Genomic DNA, 16,940 nt, shown 5'->3' with positions numbered 1-16,940 from the left:
TGCGCAGCAATTCTTGCCGGTCACTAGACCAAAAAAATACCAATGTCGGATTTCGTTGTGGGTGCGTGAAAGCACTAGAAAACAAGGCTTTCCGCAAACGCGCGGAGAGATTGGATGGAGGCCGTACTCGCCCGCGCTTGCACGGCTTGGTCGCGGACATCGCACAGTGGTACGGGTGTGGTAGCGTTTGCGCGATCACAGGAAACCCGCCTTATGACTACTCGCCAGCGCCGCACCAAAATCCTCGCCACCCTCGGCCCCGCTACCGACCCGCCGGGCGTGCTCGACGAACTGTTCCGCGCCGGCGTCAATGTGGTGCGCCTGAACTTCTCGCATGGCGATCCCTCCGGCCAGGCCAAGCGTGCCGCCGCCGTGCGCGCGGCAGCGCAGCGTGCCGGCGCCGAGGTCGGCATCCTGGCCGACTTGCCTGGCCCGAAGATCCGCATCGAGCGTTTTGCCGAAGGCAAGGTCGTGCTCAAGGCCGGCGCGCGTTTTGATCTGGTCGCCAGCGCCGATGCGCCTCCCGGCGACGTCAACCAGGTGGGCGTGAGCTATCTGGGCCTGCCCGGCGATGTGAAGCCGGGCGATGTGCTGCTGCTCGATGACGGCCTGATGCAGCTGCAGGTGGTGTCGGTGGAAGGCGAGCGCATCGTCAACACCGTGCTCAACGATGGCGTGCTGTCTGATCGCAAGGGCCTGAACAAGCAGGGCGGTGGCCTGTCGCTGGGCGCGCTGACCGAGCGCGACAAGGAACTGATCGGCATCGTCGCCGAGATTGGCGTGGACTTCATCGCCGTTTCGTTCTGCCGCAACGCCGAAGACATGAACGAAGCGCGCCGCATCGCCCGCGAACACGGCTGCGATGCCGCGCTGGTGTCCAAGATCGAGCGCACCGAGGCGATCGAGAACCTCACCGAAATCGTTGATGCCAGCGACGTGGTGATGGTGGCGCGTGGCGACCTGGGCGTGGAAATCGGCGACGCCGAACTGCCCGGCCTGCAGAAGAAGATCATCCGCGAGTCGCTGGCGCGTGGCCGCGTGGTGATCACCGCCACGCAGATGCTGCAGTCGATGGTCGACAGCCCGATTCCCACCCGCGCCGAAGTACTGGACGTGGCAAACGCCGTGATCGACGGCACCGACGCGGTGATGCTCTCGGCCGAAACCGCCGCCGGCAGTTACCCGGTGCGTGCGGTCGAAGCGATGGCGCGCATCTGCCTTGGCGCGGAGAAGCAGTTCGAGACCGACACCGACTTCGAGAAGGCGCCGCGTGATCTGGCGCGTGCGGACCAGGCGATCGCGATGGCCGCCATGTTCCTGACCGAACACATCGGCGTGCGCGCGATTGTCGCCATGACCGAATCCGGCGGCACCGCCCGCTACCTGTCGCGCTTCCGCGCCCGCGCGCCGGTGTATGCGTTCTCCCGCCACGACGGTGCGCGCCGCAAGATGGCGATGATGCGCGATGTGTTCCCGATCGCCTTCGACAGCCGCGGCCTGGCCCCGCGCGAAGCCGCCCGCGAAGCCACCCGCTGCCTGGCCGACCGACAACTGCTGGTGGAGGGTGACCGGATCATCTTCACCAGCGGCGATCACATGGAAAAGCATGGCGCCACCAACACCCTGCGCCTGCTGCAGATTGGCCAGCAGGGCCAGGTCGAGGGCCTGGGCGAGCTTTGAACTGGGCTATAATTGGTATCTTTCCCGCCGCGCTTCCAGGACCCACATGAGCATCGAACAGCTTGCCGAAACCGCCCAGGCCATGGTGGCCGCGGGTAAGGGCATCATCGCGATCGACGAATCCACCAGCACCATCGCCAAGCGTTTTGCCGGCGTGGGTATCGAGAACACCGAAGAGAATCGCCGCGCCTACCGCGAGCTGCTGCTCACCACGCCCAAGCTGAGCGACTACATCTCCGGCGCGATCCTGTATGACGAAACGCTGCGCCAGTCGACCAAGGACGGCACGCCGTTCGCCAAGTACATGGCCAAGAACGGCATCATCCCCGGCATCAAGGTCGACAAGGGCACGCATGCCCTGGCCGGCTGCCCGGGCGAGGTGGTGACCGAAGGCCTGGACGGCCTGCGTGATCGCCTGAAGGAGTACTACGCTCTGGGCGCACGCTTCGCCAAGTGGCGCGCGGTCATCAACATCGGCGACGACATTCCCACCGGCACCGCGATTGAAGCCAATGCGCATGCGCTGGCCCGCTACGCCGCGCTGTGCCAGGAAGCCGGCCTGGTGCCGATGGTCGAGCCGGAAGTGTTGATGGATGGCGAACACGACATCCAGACCTGCTACGAAGTCACCGAAGCCGTGCTGCGTTCGCTGTTCGCCGCGCTGTACGAGCACAACGTGCTGCTGGAAGGCACGATCCTGAAGGCCTCGATGATCGTCCCCGGCAAGGATTGCCCGGACCAGGCCGACGTGGATGAAGTCGCCGAGTCCACTGTGATGTGCCTGAAGAGCACGGTGCCGGCGATCCTGCCGGGCATCGTGTTCCTGTCCGGTGGCCAGAGCGATGAAGACGCCACCGCGCATCTCAACGCCATGAACCAGCTAGGCGCGCTGCCGTGGCCGCTGTCGTTCTCGTATGGCCGCGCCATGCAGTCGGCCGCGCTCAAGCTGTGGTCCGAAGACCTGAAGGGCAACTTCAGCAAGGCGCAGGGCACCGTCTACGCCCGCGCCAAGGACAACGGCCTGGCCGCACAGGGCAAGTGGGAAGGCTGAGCCGCCTTCACCCGCAACCTCCAGGAAAACGCCGGCCCAGTGCCGGCGTTTTTTTTGGGCCGCTGCGCTGCGCGAAAGGCGCCCCCACCCCAGCCTTCCCCGCAAGCGAGGGAAGGGTCGGCAACGTGAGTCTTGTCACAGCAGCTGAACAGGCATATGCTTACATCTATATTATTGCCTAAGCAGCTATATCATAGGCACCCATGAATACCGAAGCCTGCAGCCCTGCCACCATCGGCTATCTGATCGCCGACCTCAGCCGCCTGTATGGGCGGGTGTTTGATCGGCGTGCCGCCCATCTGGGCCTGACCCGGGTGCAATGGCGTGCACTCAAGCGCATCCACCAGGAAGAGGGCATGACCCAGGCCGCCTTGGCCGATGTCATGGACATGGAGCCCATCGCCGTCGGCCGGGTGGTGGACCGCCTGCAGAAGGCCGGCTTTGTCGAACGTCGCAACGATCCCGATGACCGCCGCTGCTGGCGCCTGCATCTGTCGCCGCAATCGAACGAAATCATGGGCGAAATCGAACAGGTCGCCATCAGCCTGCGCGAAGACAGCCTGGCCGAAGTAGATACGGTCGAACTGCAAACCACGCTGCAGGTGCTGTCGCAAATCCGCGAAACCCTTTCCCAACTCGATCGCGCCAGCCGCGGCGAGTCCTCCCTCCGTAAAAGCTGACCACCACCATGACCACCAAAATCAATGCCGCCGCCGAACAGGCGGGCACCTCGACTGCACCCAAGCGCCGGCGCGTGCCGGTGTGGCTGTGGATTGCCGCACCGCTGGCCGTGCTCGGCTTCTTCGCCTGGGAATATGTGGTTTCCAGCCGCGAAGTGAGCACCGACAACGCGTACATCAAGGCCGACCGCATCCTGATTGCACCGCAGGTGGGCGGCCGGGTAGTGGAAGTGGCCGTCGGCCAGAACCAGGCCGTCAAGAAGGGTGACCTGTTGTTCCGCATCGACGCCGAGCCGCTGGAACTGGCCATCGCGCAGAACGAAGCGGCCGTGGCTTATGTCGCCAACAGTACCTTTGCCAACCGCGCCAAGGTGACCGGCGCCGGCACGTCGGTCTCGGCCAAGCGCGAAACGTTGGCCTGGGCGCAGCGCGATCTGGTGCGCATGCAACAACTGGCGACCCAGGAACTGGTTTCCCGCAAGATGCTCGACGACGCGCGCCATGCAGTGGCCGAGGCCAAGACCGATCTGGCCGATGCCATTGCCTCCGAATCCGAAGCCAGCGCGATCCTGAGCGGCAACGCCGGCACGCCGTTGCAGGATCTGCCGGGCTACCGCGGCGCGCTCGCCCTGCTGGCCAAGGCCAAGCTGGATCTGGCGCATACCGAAGTTCGCGCACCGGTGGACGGCATCATCGGCATGCATGACCTGCAGGCCGGCGAGTACATCAACGTGGGTCAGGCGGCCATGCCGCTGGTGGCGACCGCGCCGATCTGGGTGGAAGCCAACTTCAAGGAAACCGAACTGACCAAGATGCGCGTGGGCCAGAAGGCGCTGGTGGAAGTGGACACCTATCCCGGGGTGAAGTGGCACGCCCACGTGGCTTCCATTGCACCGGCTTCCGGCGCGGAGTTCAGCGTGCTGCCGCCGCAGAACGCCACCGGCAACTGGGTCAAGATCGTGCAGCGCATTCCGGTACGTCTGGAAATCGACGACGCCAACCGCGCCGATGCACCGCAGCTGCGCGCCGGCATGAGCGCCGACGTCAAGGTCGACCTGGTCGACGGCGGCGCGACCGCGGGCAAGTCCACGGCTGCACGCTGATTCGTTACGTCATTCCGAGCGTCGTCAGGCAAGCCTGTGGCGCTGTGGTGGAGTCGCGGTGATGCCGCGGCGCTCGGGGTGACCCCGTTCAAACCTGGCCAGGCCGCGCCTATGCGCGGCTGTCGCCCGTAACGGCCCACTCCATGATCAGCCGACTTGAAAATTCCAACGAGAATGGTGGCAACCGCACCTTGCTGGTGATCTCGGTGATGCTGGCCACGCTGATGCAGGCGCTGGACACCACCATCGCCAACGTCGCCTTGCCCGACATGCAGGGTTCGCTGTCGGCCACCCAGGACCAGGTGTCGTGGGTGCTGACCAGCTACATCGTCGCTGCCGCGATCCTCACGCCCGTGACCGGCTGGCTGGCCGGCCGATTGGGCCGGCGCCGCCTGCTGATCATCGCCGTCGCCGGCTTCACTGTCGCCTCGCTGCTGTGCGGCATCGCCAGCGGCATCGGCGAAATGGTGTTCTACCGCGTGCTGCAAGGCGTGTTCGGTGCCTCGTTGGTGCCGATCTCGCAATCGCTGCTGCTGGATTCCTTCCCCAAGGAGAAACATGGCGCGGCGATGGCCATGTGGGGCATGGGCATCATGATCGGCCCGATCCTGGGCCCGCCGCTGGGCGGGTTCCTAACCCAGAACTACAGCTGGCACTGGGTGTTCCTGATCAACCTGCCGATCGGCATCCTGGCGCTGATTGGCATCATGGCCAGCGTCAAGAAAGATGCGCCGCACGAACGCCCGCTCGACGGCATCGGCCTGGGCCTGCTTGCCTTGGGCATCGGCGCGTTGCAGCTGTTCCTCGACCGCGGCCAGGGCGAAGACTGGTTCGGCAGCCTGGAAGTGCAGATCGAAGCCGCGCTCGCGCTGCTCGCGCTGTGGGGATACGGCCTGTGGTGGTGGAACAAGCGCGAACATGCGCTGCTGGATTTGAGCCTGTTGAAGAACGGCAACTTCGCCGTCGGCTGTGCGCTGATCTTCATTGTCGGCATCGTGCTGTTCGCCACGCTGGCGCTGCTGCCGCCGTACCTGAGCACGCTGATGAACTACCCCGTGCTCACCATTGGTCTGGTGCTGGCTCCGCGCGGTATCGGCACCATGTTCACCATGATGCTGGTCGGTCGCATGCTGGGCCGGGTGGACGCGCGCATTCCGATCCTGGTCGGCATGGGTCTGATGGTGATCTCGCTGCATGGCATGACCCTGTTCGGACCTACTGCTTCGATGAGCTCGATCATCTGGCTGGGCGTCATCCAGGGCATGGGCCTGGGGCTGGTCTTCGTGCCGATTTCCACCGTCGCCTACGCCACCCTGGAACCGCACCAGCGCACCGAAGCCGCCGGCCTTTTCAGCCTGGTCCGCAACATTGGTTCCTCGGTGGGTATCTCGGTGGTGATGACGTTGCTGTCGCGTGCGATGCAGATCAATCACGCCGAAATCGGTTCGCGCATTCCCGCCTTCGGCGCGGAACTGGCAGCGCTGCCAGCGGCCTGGAATCCGGCCACCACCACCGGCGCGGCCCTGCTCAATGCCGAGGTCATGAAGCAGTCGGCCGCCATCGGCTACCTCAATGATTTCAAGCTGATGATGGTGTTGACCCTGCTCTCGATGCCGCTGGTGTTCTTCATGCAGAGCGGCAAGGCGCCTGCCGGTGGAAACCCGGGCGCGGACGCCGCTGCAGCGCACTGAACATCACTGCGCGCGATCGCATCGCTTGCGGCGCATCAGGGATAGTTGCGCCATACACCCGCGTGTCGACCGCGGTTCGCCAGTTCGCGGCCGCGAGTTGATTCCCCGCTCCCTGTGGCGCAGGCTGACGGCATGAAAATATCCGGCCTGCACCACGTCGCCATCATCGCGTCCGACTACGCGCGCTCGAAACGCTTCTATGTGGAAGTCCTGGGCCTGCAAGTGATCGCCGAGGTATATCGCGAAGCGCGCGATTCCTGGAAGCTCGACTTGCGCGTGGATGACACCACGCAGATCGAATTGTTCTCCTTTCCCTCGCCGCCATCGCGTGTATCCAGACCGGAAGCAGCAGGGCTTCGGCATCTTGCCTTCCGCGTTGACGATGTCGACCTGGCCGTCGCGCATCTGGAACACAATGGGGTCGCTTGCGAGCCAATCCGCATCGACGAATACACGGGCAAGCGCTTTACCTTTTTCGCGGATCCCGATGACCTTCCTTTGGAGCTCTACGAAGCTTGACGGGGCGCTGGTTCGGTCCGTGTTCGTGCGCGCGAGGCCCGTGATCGGATAGTGCGCGTGCCGGCTGCTTGGAGTGGCGCGCGCTTGGGTGCCGGGACTTCGCGCCCTCCGCGCTGCGCGCTGCGGGTCCGTGCCGCCGGAGCTAAGTTTCGGATGGCACATCCTGTGCCAGCCGAAACCGTCGCGCATCCGTGCGCGACGCCCTGCGGGTTTACGCTCCGGCGACACCGCTCCGAGCGGCACCCAAGCGCGCACCACTCCAAGCAACCTTCCTTGACAACCGCGTGATTGCCGACATCAGACCAGCAGTCCAGCAGAACAACGGACCACCGACCACCAACCACCAACCACCAACCACCAACAATCGGGCCATCGGGCCATCGGGCCCAGCAGGTTTAGCAGGGATATCAGGGTCAGCAGGGCTATCAGGGCTATCAGGGCTAGGAAGGCTATCAGGGCTATCGGGGGCTATCGGGGCTAGCAGGTCTATCAGGGCTATCGGGGCTATCGGGGCTAGCGGGTCTAGTAGTGCAGGAGACCGATAGATCGGCGTGGCAGCAAGGCAGAAGGTCAGGAGACCAGCAAGCCACAAGGCTGGAAGGCTGGGCGGCCAAGGACCTGCAGTTTCTGTGCATGCCGACAAAGTTTCCAGTTTGCTTGGAGCGGTGCGCTTGCGGGTCCCGCTCGGAGCGGTGCTGGCGGAGCGTAAACCCGCAGGGCGTCGCGCACGGATGCGCGACGGTTTCGGCTGGCACAGGATGTGCCATCCGAAACTTAGCTCCGGCGGCACGGACCCGCGGCGCGCAGCGCGGCGGGCGCGACGCCCCGGGACCCGCGAGCGCACCGCTCCAAGCAAACCCACGGAGACCATCGGCCATCACCCACGGGCAGCAAACAGCAAACAGCAAACTGCAAACTGCAAACAGCAAACAGCAAACAGCAAACAGCAAACAGCAAGCGGAAAGCGGAAAGCGGAAAGCGGCAAGCAAGAAGCAGCCAGCGAGCGAGCTCAGAAGGCAAGCATGCCTAGCGGCGCCACCGAACCGTGAAGGCGAGGCGAGGCAGGAACGAAGATCCGCAACCGGACATCGCAGCCAAGAAAAAAGCCAGCGAATGTATTCCGCTGGCTTTCCCTTCACCCACATCGAGTCGCTTACAACGACGTCAGCCACTCGTCATCAGAACCCTCATTCACGCCCTCGAACAATGGCGTGGAGAAGTAACGCTCACCGGTATCCGGCAGCACCGCCAGGATGACGCTGCCTTCGCTGGCCTTCTCCGCCACCTGCAAAGCAGCGGCCACCGTGGCACCTGCGGAAATGCCCACGAAGATGCCTTCCTCCGCTGCCAGGCGACGCGACACGGCAATGGCGGTCACGTCATCCACCGGCAGCACCTCATCGGCCACTTCGCGGTTCAGAACTTCCGGAACGAAATCCGGCGTCCAGCCCTGAATCTTGTGCGGCGCCCATTCCTTGCCCAGCAACAACGATGCACCGGCCGGCTCACTGGCGGTGATGCGTACTTCCGGACGCGCCACCCGCAACACCTCGCCAACACCCGTCAACGTACCGCCCGTGCCCCAACCGGTAACGAAGTGATCCAGCCGCAGCCCGGCAAAATCGCGCAGGATTTCCGCGGCCGTAGTCTGCCGGTGATAAGCCGGGTTGGCTGGATTGGCGAACTGTCGCGCCAGGAACCAGCCATGTTGCTTGGCCAACTCCTCGGCACGTCGCACCATTCCGCTGCCACGCTCGGCCGCCGGCGTCAGGATCACCTTGGCCCCGTAGGCGCGCATCAACTTGCGGCGCTCGATGGAGAACGTCTCCACCATCACCGCCACGAACTTGTAACCGCGCGCGGCCGCCACCATCGCCAGCGCCACGCCGGTGTTGCCGGAGGTGGCTTCGATGATTGTGTCGCCCGGCTTCAGCAGTCCCTTGTTCTCTGCATCCAGGATGATGGCCAACGCCAGGCGATCCTTGACCGAGCCGCCCGGATTGAACGATTCCACCTTGGCATAAAGCTGCACATGCTTCGGCGCAACGCGATTGAGCCTGACGACCGGGGTGCGGCCAATGGTGTCGAGGATGCTGTCGTAAATGGCCATGCGGGAAATCTCCAGGTGGATGTCGTTATGCAGCGTGCGGCAAGGAGGTGTGGACCGGCAGGGCACGCGCCTGGTCCGCGGACAGTGGAGGCGCGCCGAACCAGTGCAGGTCCACGGCCAACCCGGCCACCTCGCCGATGATCAGCAAAGCAGGTGAGCAAATCCCATGTTCACGCGCGGCCACCGCCAACTGCTCCAGGCGACCGGCCAGCACCCGCTGGTTGGCGCGCGATCCATTCTCTATCAACGCAAACGGCGTGGAAGGCGGACAGCCTTCGGCGACCATGCGGGCCTGGATGGTGTCCAACCCGGCCACGCCCATGTAGAAAGCCAGGGTCTGGCGCGACTGTGCCAGCGCGGGCCAGTCCAGCGTGTCCAGCGAATCCTTGCAATGCGCAGTGACCAGCCGCAGCGATTGCGCATGGTCGCGGTGCGTAAGCGGAATTCCGGCATAGGCGGCGCAGGCCACCGCGGCGGTGATGCCGGGGATGACTTCAAAGTCGATGCCGTGCGCGCGCAGCACCTGCAGCTCTTCACCGCCACGACCGAAGACAAACGGATCGCCGCCTTTCAGGCGCACCACGCGCCGGCCTGCGCGCGCGTGTTCCAGCATCAGCTCGTGGATGGCCTCCTGGCGCACACTGTGGTGCCCGGCGGACTTGCCGACCTCGATGCGCTGCGCATCACGGCGCGCGAGTTGCAGCACCTCGTCGCTGACCAGGCGGTCATGCAGGATCACGTCCGCTTCATTGATCGCGCGCAAGGCATGCAGGGTCAGCAAACCCGGATCACCCGGACCGGCGCCGACCAGCACCACCGAACCGACGCTGCGCGCAGGCGAGTCACGCAGCGCCTGCTCCAACCACTGTTCCGCGCGCGCCTGCTGGCGTTGGCGCAGCAGGCGCGGCAGGTCACCCTGCAGCACCTGCTCGAAAAAACGCCGCCGCTGCGCCGTGTCCGGATAACGCGCACGAATCGCCTGGCGATGACGCGCGAACAGCGCCGTCAAGGCGCCCCACGAATCATCGAAGAAGGTCTCCAGTTGCCGACGCAAATGACGCGCGACCATCGGTGCGCCGCCGCCGCTGGAGATCGCGATCTGCAAGTCACCCCGCTGCACCCGCGCCGGCACGTGCACGCTCGACAATTCGGCATGGTCGACGATATTGGCGAACACCCGGCGCTGCTGCGCCGCCGCCGCCACCTCCTGGTTGACCTGCGGGTCGTCGGTGGCGGCCACCACCAGCCAGACATCCTCCAGCGCACGCGGATGGAAGCGTGGACCGATCCACGTCACCCGTCCCTCATCCAGCCAGGCCTGGATGGCTGGCGACAAGGCCAGCGCCTGGATGCGCGGCAGCGCGCCGGCTTCCAGCAAGGCGGCCAACTTGCGCTCGGCCACGGCGCCGCCGCCGACCACCAATACCGGACGGTCATGCAGGTCGGCAAACAACGGGAACAGGGCGCTGGCCACGGCGGCGGGCTGCTGGAGATGGCTTATGACCCTATCCGCCCGGCATGAGGACAAGGAAATAACTTGCGCCATATGGCTCATGTCTTGCAGTTATAAGGCTGCGGCGTTACGTTCGGATCAATTCCTCTACAGTCGGAACTCCCGCCGCCTGAACAGCGCGACTCCCCACGGGCCCCTTCGATGACCCTTACGCAACTGCGCTACCTGGTGGCCATCGCCGACGCTGATCTCAACATCACGCTGGCGGCGGCGCGCGTGCATGCCACCCAGCCCGGCCTGTCCAAGCAACTCAAGCAACTGGAAGACGAGTTGGGTTTCCTGCTTTTCGTGCGCAAGGGGCGCAGCCTGGAAGCGGTGACCCCGGCCGGCGGCGAAGTGATCGACCGTGCCCGCGCCGTGCTGGCCGAGGCCAACAACATCCGCACCTACGCGGCCAACCAGCGTCGCGAAAGCCAGGGCCAGTTGATCCTGGCCACCACCCATACCCAGGCCCGCTTCGTGCTGCCGCCGGCGGTGGCGCAAATCAAGCGCGCCTATCCGCAGGTCAGCGTGCACCTGCAACACGCCGCCGAAAGCACTGCACTGGATCTACTGAACCAGGGCGATGCCGACATCGCGGTGATCAGCACCGCGGGCGACGAACCGCAGGGCGGCATCGCCGTGCCGTTGTATCGCTGGCGCCGGCTGGTGCTGGTGCCGCGTGGCCACGCGCTGGATCACGACGGCCCCGCGCCGGCCATCCGCGACCTGGTGGACCTGCCGCTGATCAGTTACGACTCCTCCACCCGCCCGGGTTCCTCGCTGCAGCGCGCCTTTGCCAGCGCCGGCCTGGAACCGACCATTGCGGTCACCGCGCTGGACGCCGACTTGATCAAGACCTACGTGCGCGCCGGCCTGGGGGTTGGCCTGCTGGCGGAGATGGCGGTCAACGGCGCCGACACCGACCTGCGCAGCTGGCCCGCGCCCAAGGAAGTGAAAGACTGCATCGCCTGGGCCGTGCTGCCGCGCGAGCGCGTCCTGCGCGACTACGCCCTGGAGCTGGTGACCGCCCTGGCACCGCAGATTGATCGCCGCGACCTGCGACGCGTGCTGGATGGCAACCAGGTGGCCGACTGGCCGGCGCCGCCCACGTGGGAAACACTGACCCAATCCATCACCACCTGAGGGCTGTCGCCGGTCTTACAATTGCGCCAGGCAACAGGTGCGGCTGGGGGTCAGGTCGATGAAGTTGATGACAAGGATGGTGCTGCATCTGTACGCGCCGGCGGTGCTGATCGTCGGTGGTGGCCTGGTCATCGCCGAAACCATCACCCGCACCCATACCGGTTGGGCAGGCCTGACCAGTGGACGCACCGCCTCGATCAGTTTCCTGCTGGCGATCCTGCTGGGCACGGCCTGGGCGCTGCATTCCAGCTGGCGACTCTATCGCTGGGCGCTGGGGCGCGAGCAGCGTTGCGGCTGCGGTGGGCTATGGACGCGACCACGCATCAACCGGCATGGCGCGGTGTACCGCAAGTGCATTGGCTGCGGCTACAAGAAGTTCGAGCACGCGCATACCTGACCACGGCTACGGCGAAACCGTCGCCTCAAGGCAGCGCGCACTCGCGCGGCGACTGCGCATCCACGCAGATATGCGGGCGCGTAGGTAGGCCGTTGCGTTCGACACTCCGGCCCACGGCGACACTGAATACCTGCGGCTTCGCGGCCAGGCACGCCTGGCCCGGCTGACAATCGCGATCCAGGATCAGGTAATGGCATTGGCCGCTTTGGCTGGCCAGGCATTCAAAGCGTCCGTGGCCATTCTGCGCGCGCGACTGGCTGTACAGGCGGTCCACGCCGTTGTCGTTGTCGCGAACGGTGGAGGTGACCGTCGGCGCGGGGTTGGCGACGGACAACAGGATCAGCAGCCAGCTCAACACAGCCTGCCAGGCGGAGAACAGCCAACTGAGTGCGGCATCGAAGGGTTGCATGACAATCCTCGCAAGAGTGCTCACATGCCGCGGAACAGCGACATGAAGGGTTGGCTGACGATCAATGTTTCCGGACGCTGCTTGAGCTTGACGATGCCGCGGCCGGTGTCATCGCGGGTGACCGACGCGATGGCCTTGAGGTTGACGATGGTGGAGCGGTGGATCTGCTTGAAGCCCTGCGGATCCAGCGCTTCCAGCAGCTCGCGCAACGGCGTGCGCAACAGCGCTTCGCCTTCGGCGGTCATCACCACGGTGTACTTGTTGTCGGCGCGGAAGTAGGCCACATCATCGACCAGGATCAGCTTGGTGTCCTTGCCGGTGCTGGCGGTGATCCAGACCAGCGGTGGCCGCGTCGGCGTCTGCGCCTGCGCGCCCAGCCGGCGCAGCAGCGCCGCCAACGTGGCCGCATCCGGATGGCCATTGCCGCGCTGTTGCAATCGCTGCACCGTGGTCAGCAGGCGCTCGCGGGTGATCGGCTTGAGCAGGTAATCGATGGCGCCTTGTTCGAACGCATCGATGGCGTACTGGTTGTAGGCGGTGACAAACACCACCTGCGTGTGCGGGCTGACTTCGGCCAGCGCCTGCGCCACTTCCAGGCCGGTCAAGCCGGGCATGCGGATATCCAGGAAGGCCACGTCCGGCTGCTGCTCGGCGATGGTTTCCAGCGCGCTGGCGCCGTCCTCGCATTCGCCCACCAGCTCCAGGCCAGGCCAGACGTCGCGCAGCAGCGAGGCCAGCGCGGTGCGCAGCAGTTCCTCGTCTTCGGCGATGACGGCCTTAACCACGATCCTCTCCCGTGGCGCCCAGCGGCAAGGTCAACGTCGCTGCCACGCCGTTGGGGAAGTTGGAGACGATGGCGAACGACGACGCATTGCCGTAAGTCAGGCGCAGGCGCTCGCGCAGATTCTTCAGGCCGATGCCGGTGCCGCTGCTCTGCGAACCAAAACCCATGCCATCATCGGCGACCGTGAGCGCGACCTGGCCTTCCTGCTCGCGCGCCAGCACCCAGATGGTGCCGCCGCCGGGCTTGGCTTCCAGCCCGTGCTTGATGGCGTTCTCCACCAGCGTCTGCAGCATCATCGACGGCATGCGCACACCGCGCAGCGCTTCCGGCACATCGATATGCGTCTGCAGGCGCTGGCCCATGCGGATCTTGAGGATTTCCAGGTAAGCCTCGGCACGTTCCATCTCTTCGCCCAGGGTCGACATCTGATCGTCGACGTTGGGCAGCGAGCGGCGCAGGTACTGGATCAAATGGCCCAGCATCAGATCCGCACGCGGCGGATCGGTGCGGGTCAGCACCTGCGCGCTGGCCAGGGTGTTGTAGAGGAAGTGCGGCTCCACCTGCGCCTGCAGCATGTGCAGCTTGGCCACGGTCAGTTCCTTCTCGGTGACCGTGCGCGTGTTGACTACCTGTTCCTGGCGGCGGCCTTCGCCCACCCGCCGCGCCAGGGCGCGCAGCAGGGCTTCGGCGTTCTCCAGATTGGTGCCGTCGTCGACCTTCAGCAAATCCGCCCAGGCCCCGGCTTCGGGTTCGCACAGCAGCGACACGCTGCAGGTGCCCGTGCCCGGCGTCACCGTGGCCGTTACCTGGTTGCGCTTGAAGCCCAGCCAGCTGGACAGGTTGTAGCGCACCGGCTTCTCGTCGCTGTAAGGCACCAGCCGCAGCTGCTTGGCGCGCACCTGCAGGCTGTCCTTCGCACTCTCCACGCTCTGTACCCGCGGCAGCTCGCGCACGGCAGCTTCGACCAGCACGAAGGCCTCATCGGCGCTCAGCGGTACTTCAATCTGGCGGCGGTGGCGGTTGGACAGGGTGGTGGCGTCGATGCGATCGGCGATCAGGCTGACCCGCCGGATGTGCGAGACCGAGGTGATGAACACCGCCACGCCGGTCAACAGCACCAGGCAGGCGAACACCGGCCCAGGGCCGCTGTCATTGCCGAAGATGTTGAAGAAGCCGCCCCAGAGCAGCCCCGCGACGACGGCGACCACGGCCCAGGCGGCGAACATGCGGAGTACGAAGTAGATGCTGGCGAACACGGGGCATTCCGGGTCTTGGATTGCCGCGGAGCATAGCGGTCCCTTGCCGGGGCGTCCTGCCTGGTGCGATGAAACCGGGAATCGGGCGATGAAACCGGCAGGTCGACGACCGGATTTGTTCGCCGGTCAGCGGTGGCTGCTCACTGGACCCGCCATCACGGTCGGTGGCGGGAGTTTCAGATATCCAGATGCAACCCACACTCCCGCTTCAAGCCAAAGAAGCGCGTATCTTCCTCGCGCATGCCCGGCTCCCAGCGCTTGGTGGTGTGGAAGTCGCCGATCGAGACATAGCCTTCCTCCCATAGCGGGTGGTACGGCAGGTCATGCTGTTTCAGGTACTGCCAGACATCGCGATCGGTCCAGTCGGCTATCGGGTTGATCTTCAGACGGGTGCCGCGCCATTCGATGATCGGCGCATTGGCGCGGCTGGCGGCCTGGCTGCGACGCAGGCCGGTGAACCAGGTGCCTACATCCAGGTCGGTCAGGGCGCGCCGCATCGGCTCGACCTTGCGCAGGTTGTTGTACTGCTCGATGCCGACCAGGCCCTGTTCCCACAAGCGACCGTGGCGCGCTTCCATCCAGGCGCGGCTGACCAACGGGCGGTATACGTGCAGGTTGAGCTTGAGGCGGTCGACCAGTTCGTCGGCAAAGCGGTAGGTCTCGGGGAACAGGTAACCGGTATCGACGAGGATGACCGGCACGTCCGGCCGCTGCCGGCTGAGCATGTGCAGCAGCACCGCCGCCTGCGCGCCAAAGCTGGAGGACATCGCCGGTTGCGCCGGTCCGTTGGCGAGCGCCCAGGCCACGCGCTCTTCGGCGCTGCGCGCTTCCAGCGCGGCGTTGGTGCTGGCGATGTCTTCTCCCTGGGCGGGGAGGTCTACGGGTTGCGGCGCGCTCATGCGTGCAGTTCCAAGGCAATCTGGCGGTGGGTGGGGTAGGGCGGCAGGGCGATCACGCCGCTGCGATGGAGGAAGTCGCCAAAGCCTTCGCCGGCTTCGCGTTCCTTGGCGTAGCGCGCGAGCAAGGGGTCGAGCGCGGCGAGGATGTCTTCCTCGCTGATGTTTTCGCGGTACAGGGTGTTCAGGCGTTGGCCGCGATGGTCACCGCCCAGCATCAGGTTGTAGCGCCCCGGCGCTTTGCCGACCAGCGCGATCTCGGCCAGGTACGGACGCGAGCAGCCATTGGGGCAACCCGATATCCGCAACAGGATCGGCGCTTCACTCAAGCCATGCCGGTCGAGCAGCGGTTGCAGGCGCGCGCTGAAAGCGGGCAGGTAACGTTCGGCCTCGGCCATGGCCAGGCCGCAGGTGGGCAATGCCACGCAGGCCACGGCCGCGCGTGCGAGCGCGGTGCCGAGGCGGTGGCCATCGTCCAGGCCATGGGTGCGCACCAGCGCCTCGATGCGTTCGCGCTCGCCGCCGGGTACGCCGGCCACCACCAGGTTCTGGTTGGCGGTCATGCGGAATTCGCCGCGGTGCACGCGCGCAATCTCGCGCAGGCCGGTCAGGTGGCTGTGCTGAAGCGTGTCGGCAATGCGGCCGGAGAAGAAGTGCAGGGTCAGGTGCCAGCGGCCGTCTTCGCCTTCCACCCAACCCAGGCGATCGCCGTTGTGGTCGAAGCGGAAATCGCGCGCCGCCTGCAAGGTGAAGCCGGAGCGGCGTTCAATCTCGGCGACGACCTTGTCCAGCCCGTGATCGTCAATCGTGTACTTGAAGCGTGCGCGCTTGCGCAGCTCGCGATTGCCCAGGTCGCGCTGGGTGGTGACCACGGCGGTGGCAACGTCCAGCAGCCGCTCCGGCGTCAGGAAGCCGACCACGTTGCCGACGCGGGGATAGGTTTCGGCATCGCCATGGGTGGCGCCCATGCCGCCGCCAATCACCAGGTTGAAGCCGACCAGTTGGCCGTCCTCGAGAATGGCGATGAAGCCCAGATCGTTGGCGAACACATCGACGTCGTTGATCGGCGGCACCGCAAAGCCGATCTTGAACTTGCGCGGCAGGTAGGTGGCGCCGTAGATCGGCTCTTCTTCCTCGCCGCTGCCGGCCACGCGCTCCTCGTCCAGCCAGATCTCGTAGTACGCGCGGGTGTTGGGCAGCAGGTGTTCGGACAGCCGCGCGGCCCAGTCCTGCACCTGCGCATGCGCGCGCGACAGCAGCGGGTTGGCCGCGACCAGCACGTTGCGATTGACGTCGCCGCACGCGGCCAGGGTGTCGATCAGCGCGGCATTGATCGCCTGCATGGTCGGCTTGAGTTCGCGCTTGATCACGCCATGGAACTGGAAGGCCTGGCGGGTGGTGATGCGCAGCGAATGATTGGCGTAGCGGGTGGCGATGGCATCGAGCTTGAGCCATTGCTCCGGGCTGACCACGCCGCCGGGCGTACGCGTGCGGATCATGAACTGGAAGGCCGGCTCCAGCTTTTGCCGGCGGCGCTCGTCACGCAGGTCGCGGTCGTCCTGCTGGTAGCTGCCGTGGTACTTGATCAGGGTCTGGTCCGACTCGCGCAGCGCACCGGTCACCGGATCGGCCAGGCTGTCCAGCAGGCTGCCCCGCAGGCGACGGCTTTCGGATTTGATGTCTTCGACGGAGTGGCTGGACATGGGCTGGCGAGGATTGGCTACGT

15 protein-coding genes are annotated in these 16,940 nt (G+C 65.6%); 8 read left to right on the top strand and 7 right to left on the bottom strand.

All coding sequences use genetic code 11. The features are described from left to right. Positions 1-213: 213 nt before the first annotated feature. From pyk to gloA2, 6 genes are all read left to right on the top strand, one after another. Positions 214-1,680, top strand: coding sequence for a pyruvate kinase (pyk, locus tag B5X78_RS05285; RefSeq protein WP_079723395.1), 1,467 nt, complete (start codon positions 214-216; stop codon positions 1,678-1,680). 46 nt (positions 1,681-1,726) lie between these two features. Continuing rightward, on the top strand, positions 1,727-2,731 hold the full coding sequence (locus B5X78_RS05280; protein ID WP_079723394.1) for a class I fructose-bisphosphate aldolase: 1,005 nt from the start codon (positions 1,727-1,729) through the stop codon (positions 2,729-2,731). Positions 2,732-2,934: 203 nt separating this feature from the next. Further along, a complete protein-coding gene (locus B5X78_RS05275; protein WP_079723393.1) occupies positions 2,935-3,411 on the top strand; it encodes a MarR family winged helix-turn-helix transcriptional regulator in 477 nt (158 codons plus the stop codon). Between the two features lie 8 nt (positions 3,412-3,419). Beyond that, positions 3,420-4,514: an HlyD family secretion protein gene (locus B5X78_RS05270; protein ID WP_079723392.1), complete on the top strand. Its 1,095-nt coding sequence runs from the start codon at positions 3,420-3,422 to the stop codon at positions 4,512-4,514. A gap of 143 nt (positions 4,515-4,657) precedes the next feature. Then, entirely contained in the window at positions 4,658-6,205 is a 1,548-nt protein-coding gene (locus tag B5X78_RS05265; RefSeq protein ID WP_079723391.1) for an MDR family MFS transporter, read from the top strand. Between the two features lie 132 nt (positions 6,206-6,337). Next, a complete protein-coding gene (gene gloA2 / locus B5X78_RS05260; protein ID WP_079723390.1) occupies positions 6,338-6,724 on the top strand; it encodes an SMU1112c/YaeR family gloxylase I-like metalloprotein in 387 nt (128 codons plus the stop codon). Positions 6,725-7,877: 1,153 nt separating this feature from the next. Here gloA2 and cysK read toward each other — a convergent pair. Both cysK and cysG read right to left on the bottom strand, forming a co-directional pair. After that, entirely contained in the window at positions 7,878-8,834 is a 957-nt protein-coding gene (gene cysK, locus B5X78_RS05250; RefSeq protein ID WP_079723389.1) for a cysteine synthase A, read from the bottom strand. A gap of 25 nt (positions 8,835-8,859) precedes the next feature. Next, positions 8,860-10,308: a siroheme synthase CysG gene (cysG, locus tag B5X78_RS05245; RefSeq protein ID WP_229730812.1), complete on the bottom strand. Its 1,449-nt coding sequence runs from the start codon at positions 10,306-10,308 to the stop codon at positions 8,860-8,862. Between the two features lie 180 nt (positions 10,309-10,488). On the opposite strand from cysG, the gene B5X78_RS05240 reads away from it, so the two are divergent. Together B5X78_RS05240 and B5X78_RS05235 are read left to right on the top strand one after the other, a co-directional pair. After that, positions 10,489-11,472 carry a LysR family transcriptional regulator gene (locus B5X78_RS05240; protein WP_079723388.1) on the top strand — a complete coding sequence of 328 codons (984 nt, stop codon included), beginning with the start codon at positions 10,489-10,491 and terminating at the stop codon, positions 11,470-11,472. Positions 11,473-11,530: 58 nt separating this feature from the next. Next, positions 11,531-11,869 carry a hypothetical protein gene (locus tag B5X78_RS05235; RefSeq protein WP_217698638.1) on the top strand — a complete coding sequence of 113 codons (339 nt, stop codon included), beginning with the start codon at positions 11,531-11,533 and terminating at the stop codon, positions 11,867-11,869. A 25-nt stretch (positions 11,870-11,894) separates the two neighbouring features. Here B5X78_RS05235 and B5X78_RS05230 read toward each other — a convergent pair whose 3' ends face one another. The 5 genes from B5X78_RS05230 to cysI form a co-directional block, all read right to left on the bottom strand. Continuing rightward, on the bottom strand, positions 11,895-12,278 hold the full coding sequence (locus B5X78_RS05230) for a hypothetical protein (protein WP_229730810.1): 384 nt from the start codon (positions 12,276-12,278) through the stop codon (positions 11,895-11,897). Positions 12,279-12,298: 20 nt separating this feature from the next. Then, positions 12,299-13,066 (bottom strand): LytR/AlgR family response regulator transcription factor, encoded by a 768-nt coding sequence (locus tag B5X78_RS05225; protein ID WP_229730925.1) that lies wholly within the window; start codon positions 13,064-13,066, stop codon positions 12,299-12,301. Beyond that, a complete protein-coding gene (locus tag B5X78_RS05220; protein ID WP_079723385.1) occupies positions 13,056-14,318 on the bottom strand; it encodes a sensor histidine kinase in 1,263 nt (420 codons plus the stop codon). Before B5X78_RS05220 ends, B5X78_RS05225 begins: the two co-directional genes overlap by 11 nt. Positions 14,319-14,494: 176 nt before the next feature. Then, on the bottom strand, positions 14,495-15,217 hold the full coding sequence (locus B5X78_RS05215; RefSeq protein ID WP_079723384.1) for a phosphoadenylyl-sulfate reductase: 723 nt from the start codon (positions 15,215-15,217) through the stop codon (positions 14,495-14,497). Beyond that, entirely contained in the window at positions 15,214-16,917 is a 1,704-nt protein-coding gene (gene cysI / locus B5X78_RS05210; protein WP_079723383.1) for an assimilatory sulfite reductase (NADPH) hemoprotein subunit, read from the bottom strand. The genes B5X78_RS05215 and cysI overlap by 4 nt, the downstream gene beginning before the upstream one ends. Between the last annotated feature and the right edge of the window lie 23 nt (positions 16,918-16,940).

This window comes from Pseudoxanthomonas indica (assembly GCF_900167565.1).
GTDB classification, from domain to species: domain Bacteria; phylum Pseudomonadota; class Gammaproteobacteria; order Xanthomonadales; family Xanthomonadaceae; genus Pseudoxanthomonas_A; species Pseudoxanthomonas_A indica.
Note: the sequence above shows the minus strand (reverse complement) of the source record. Positions and strands in the feature narration are given on the sequence as shown.

Bases quoted from the DNA above. Each gene is read 5' to 3' on its own strand.
- pyk (WP_079723395.1), top strand. From the start codon at position 214: ATGACTACTCGCCAGCGCCGCACCAAAATCCTCGCCACCCTCGGCCCC.
- B5X78_RS05280 (WP_079723394.1), top strand. From the start codon at position 1,727: ATGAGCATCGAACAGCTTGCCGAAACCGCCCAGGCCATGGTGGCCGCG.
- B5X78_RS05275 (WP_079723393.1), top strand. From the start codon at position 2,935: ATGAATACCGAAGCCTGCAGCCCTGCCACCATCGGCTATCTGATCGCC.
- B5X78_RS05270 (WP_079723392.1), top strand. From the start codon at position 3,420: ATGACCACCAAAATCAATGCCGCCGCCGAACAGGCGGGCACCTCGACT.
- B5X78_RS05265 (WP_079723391.1), top strand. From the start codon at position 4,658: ATGATCAGCCGACTTGAAAATTCCAACGAGAATGGTGGCAACCGCACC.
- gloA2 (WP_079723390.1), top strand. From the start codon at position 6,338: ATGAAAATATCCGGCCTGCACCACGTCGCCATCATCGCGTCCGACTAC.
- cysK (WP_079723389.1), bottom strand. From the start codon at position 8,834: ATGGCCATTTACGACAGCATCCTCGACACCATTGGCCGCACCCCGGTC.
- B5X78_RS05240 (WP_079723388.1), top strand. From the start codon at position 10,489: ATGACCCTTACGCAACTGCGCTACCTGGTGGCCATCGCCGACGCTGAT.
- B5X78_RS05235 (WP_217698638.1), top strand. From the start codon at position 11,531: ATGAAGTTGATGACAAGGATGGTGCTGCATCTGTACGCGCCGGCGGTG.
- B5X78_RS05230 (WP_229730810.1), bottom strand. From the start codon at position 12,278: ATGCAACCCTTCGATGCCGCACTCAGTTGGCTGTTCTCCGCCTGGCAG.
- B5X78_RS05215 (WP_079723384.1), bottom strand. From the start codon at position 15,217: ATGAGCGCGCCGCAACCCGTAGACCTCCCCGCCCAGGGAGAAGACATC.
- cysI (WP_079723383.1), bottom strand. From the start codon at position 16,917: ATGTCCAGCCACTCCGTCGAAGACATCAAATCCGAAAGCCGTCGCCTG.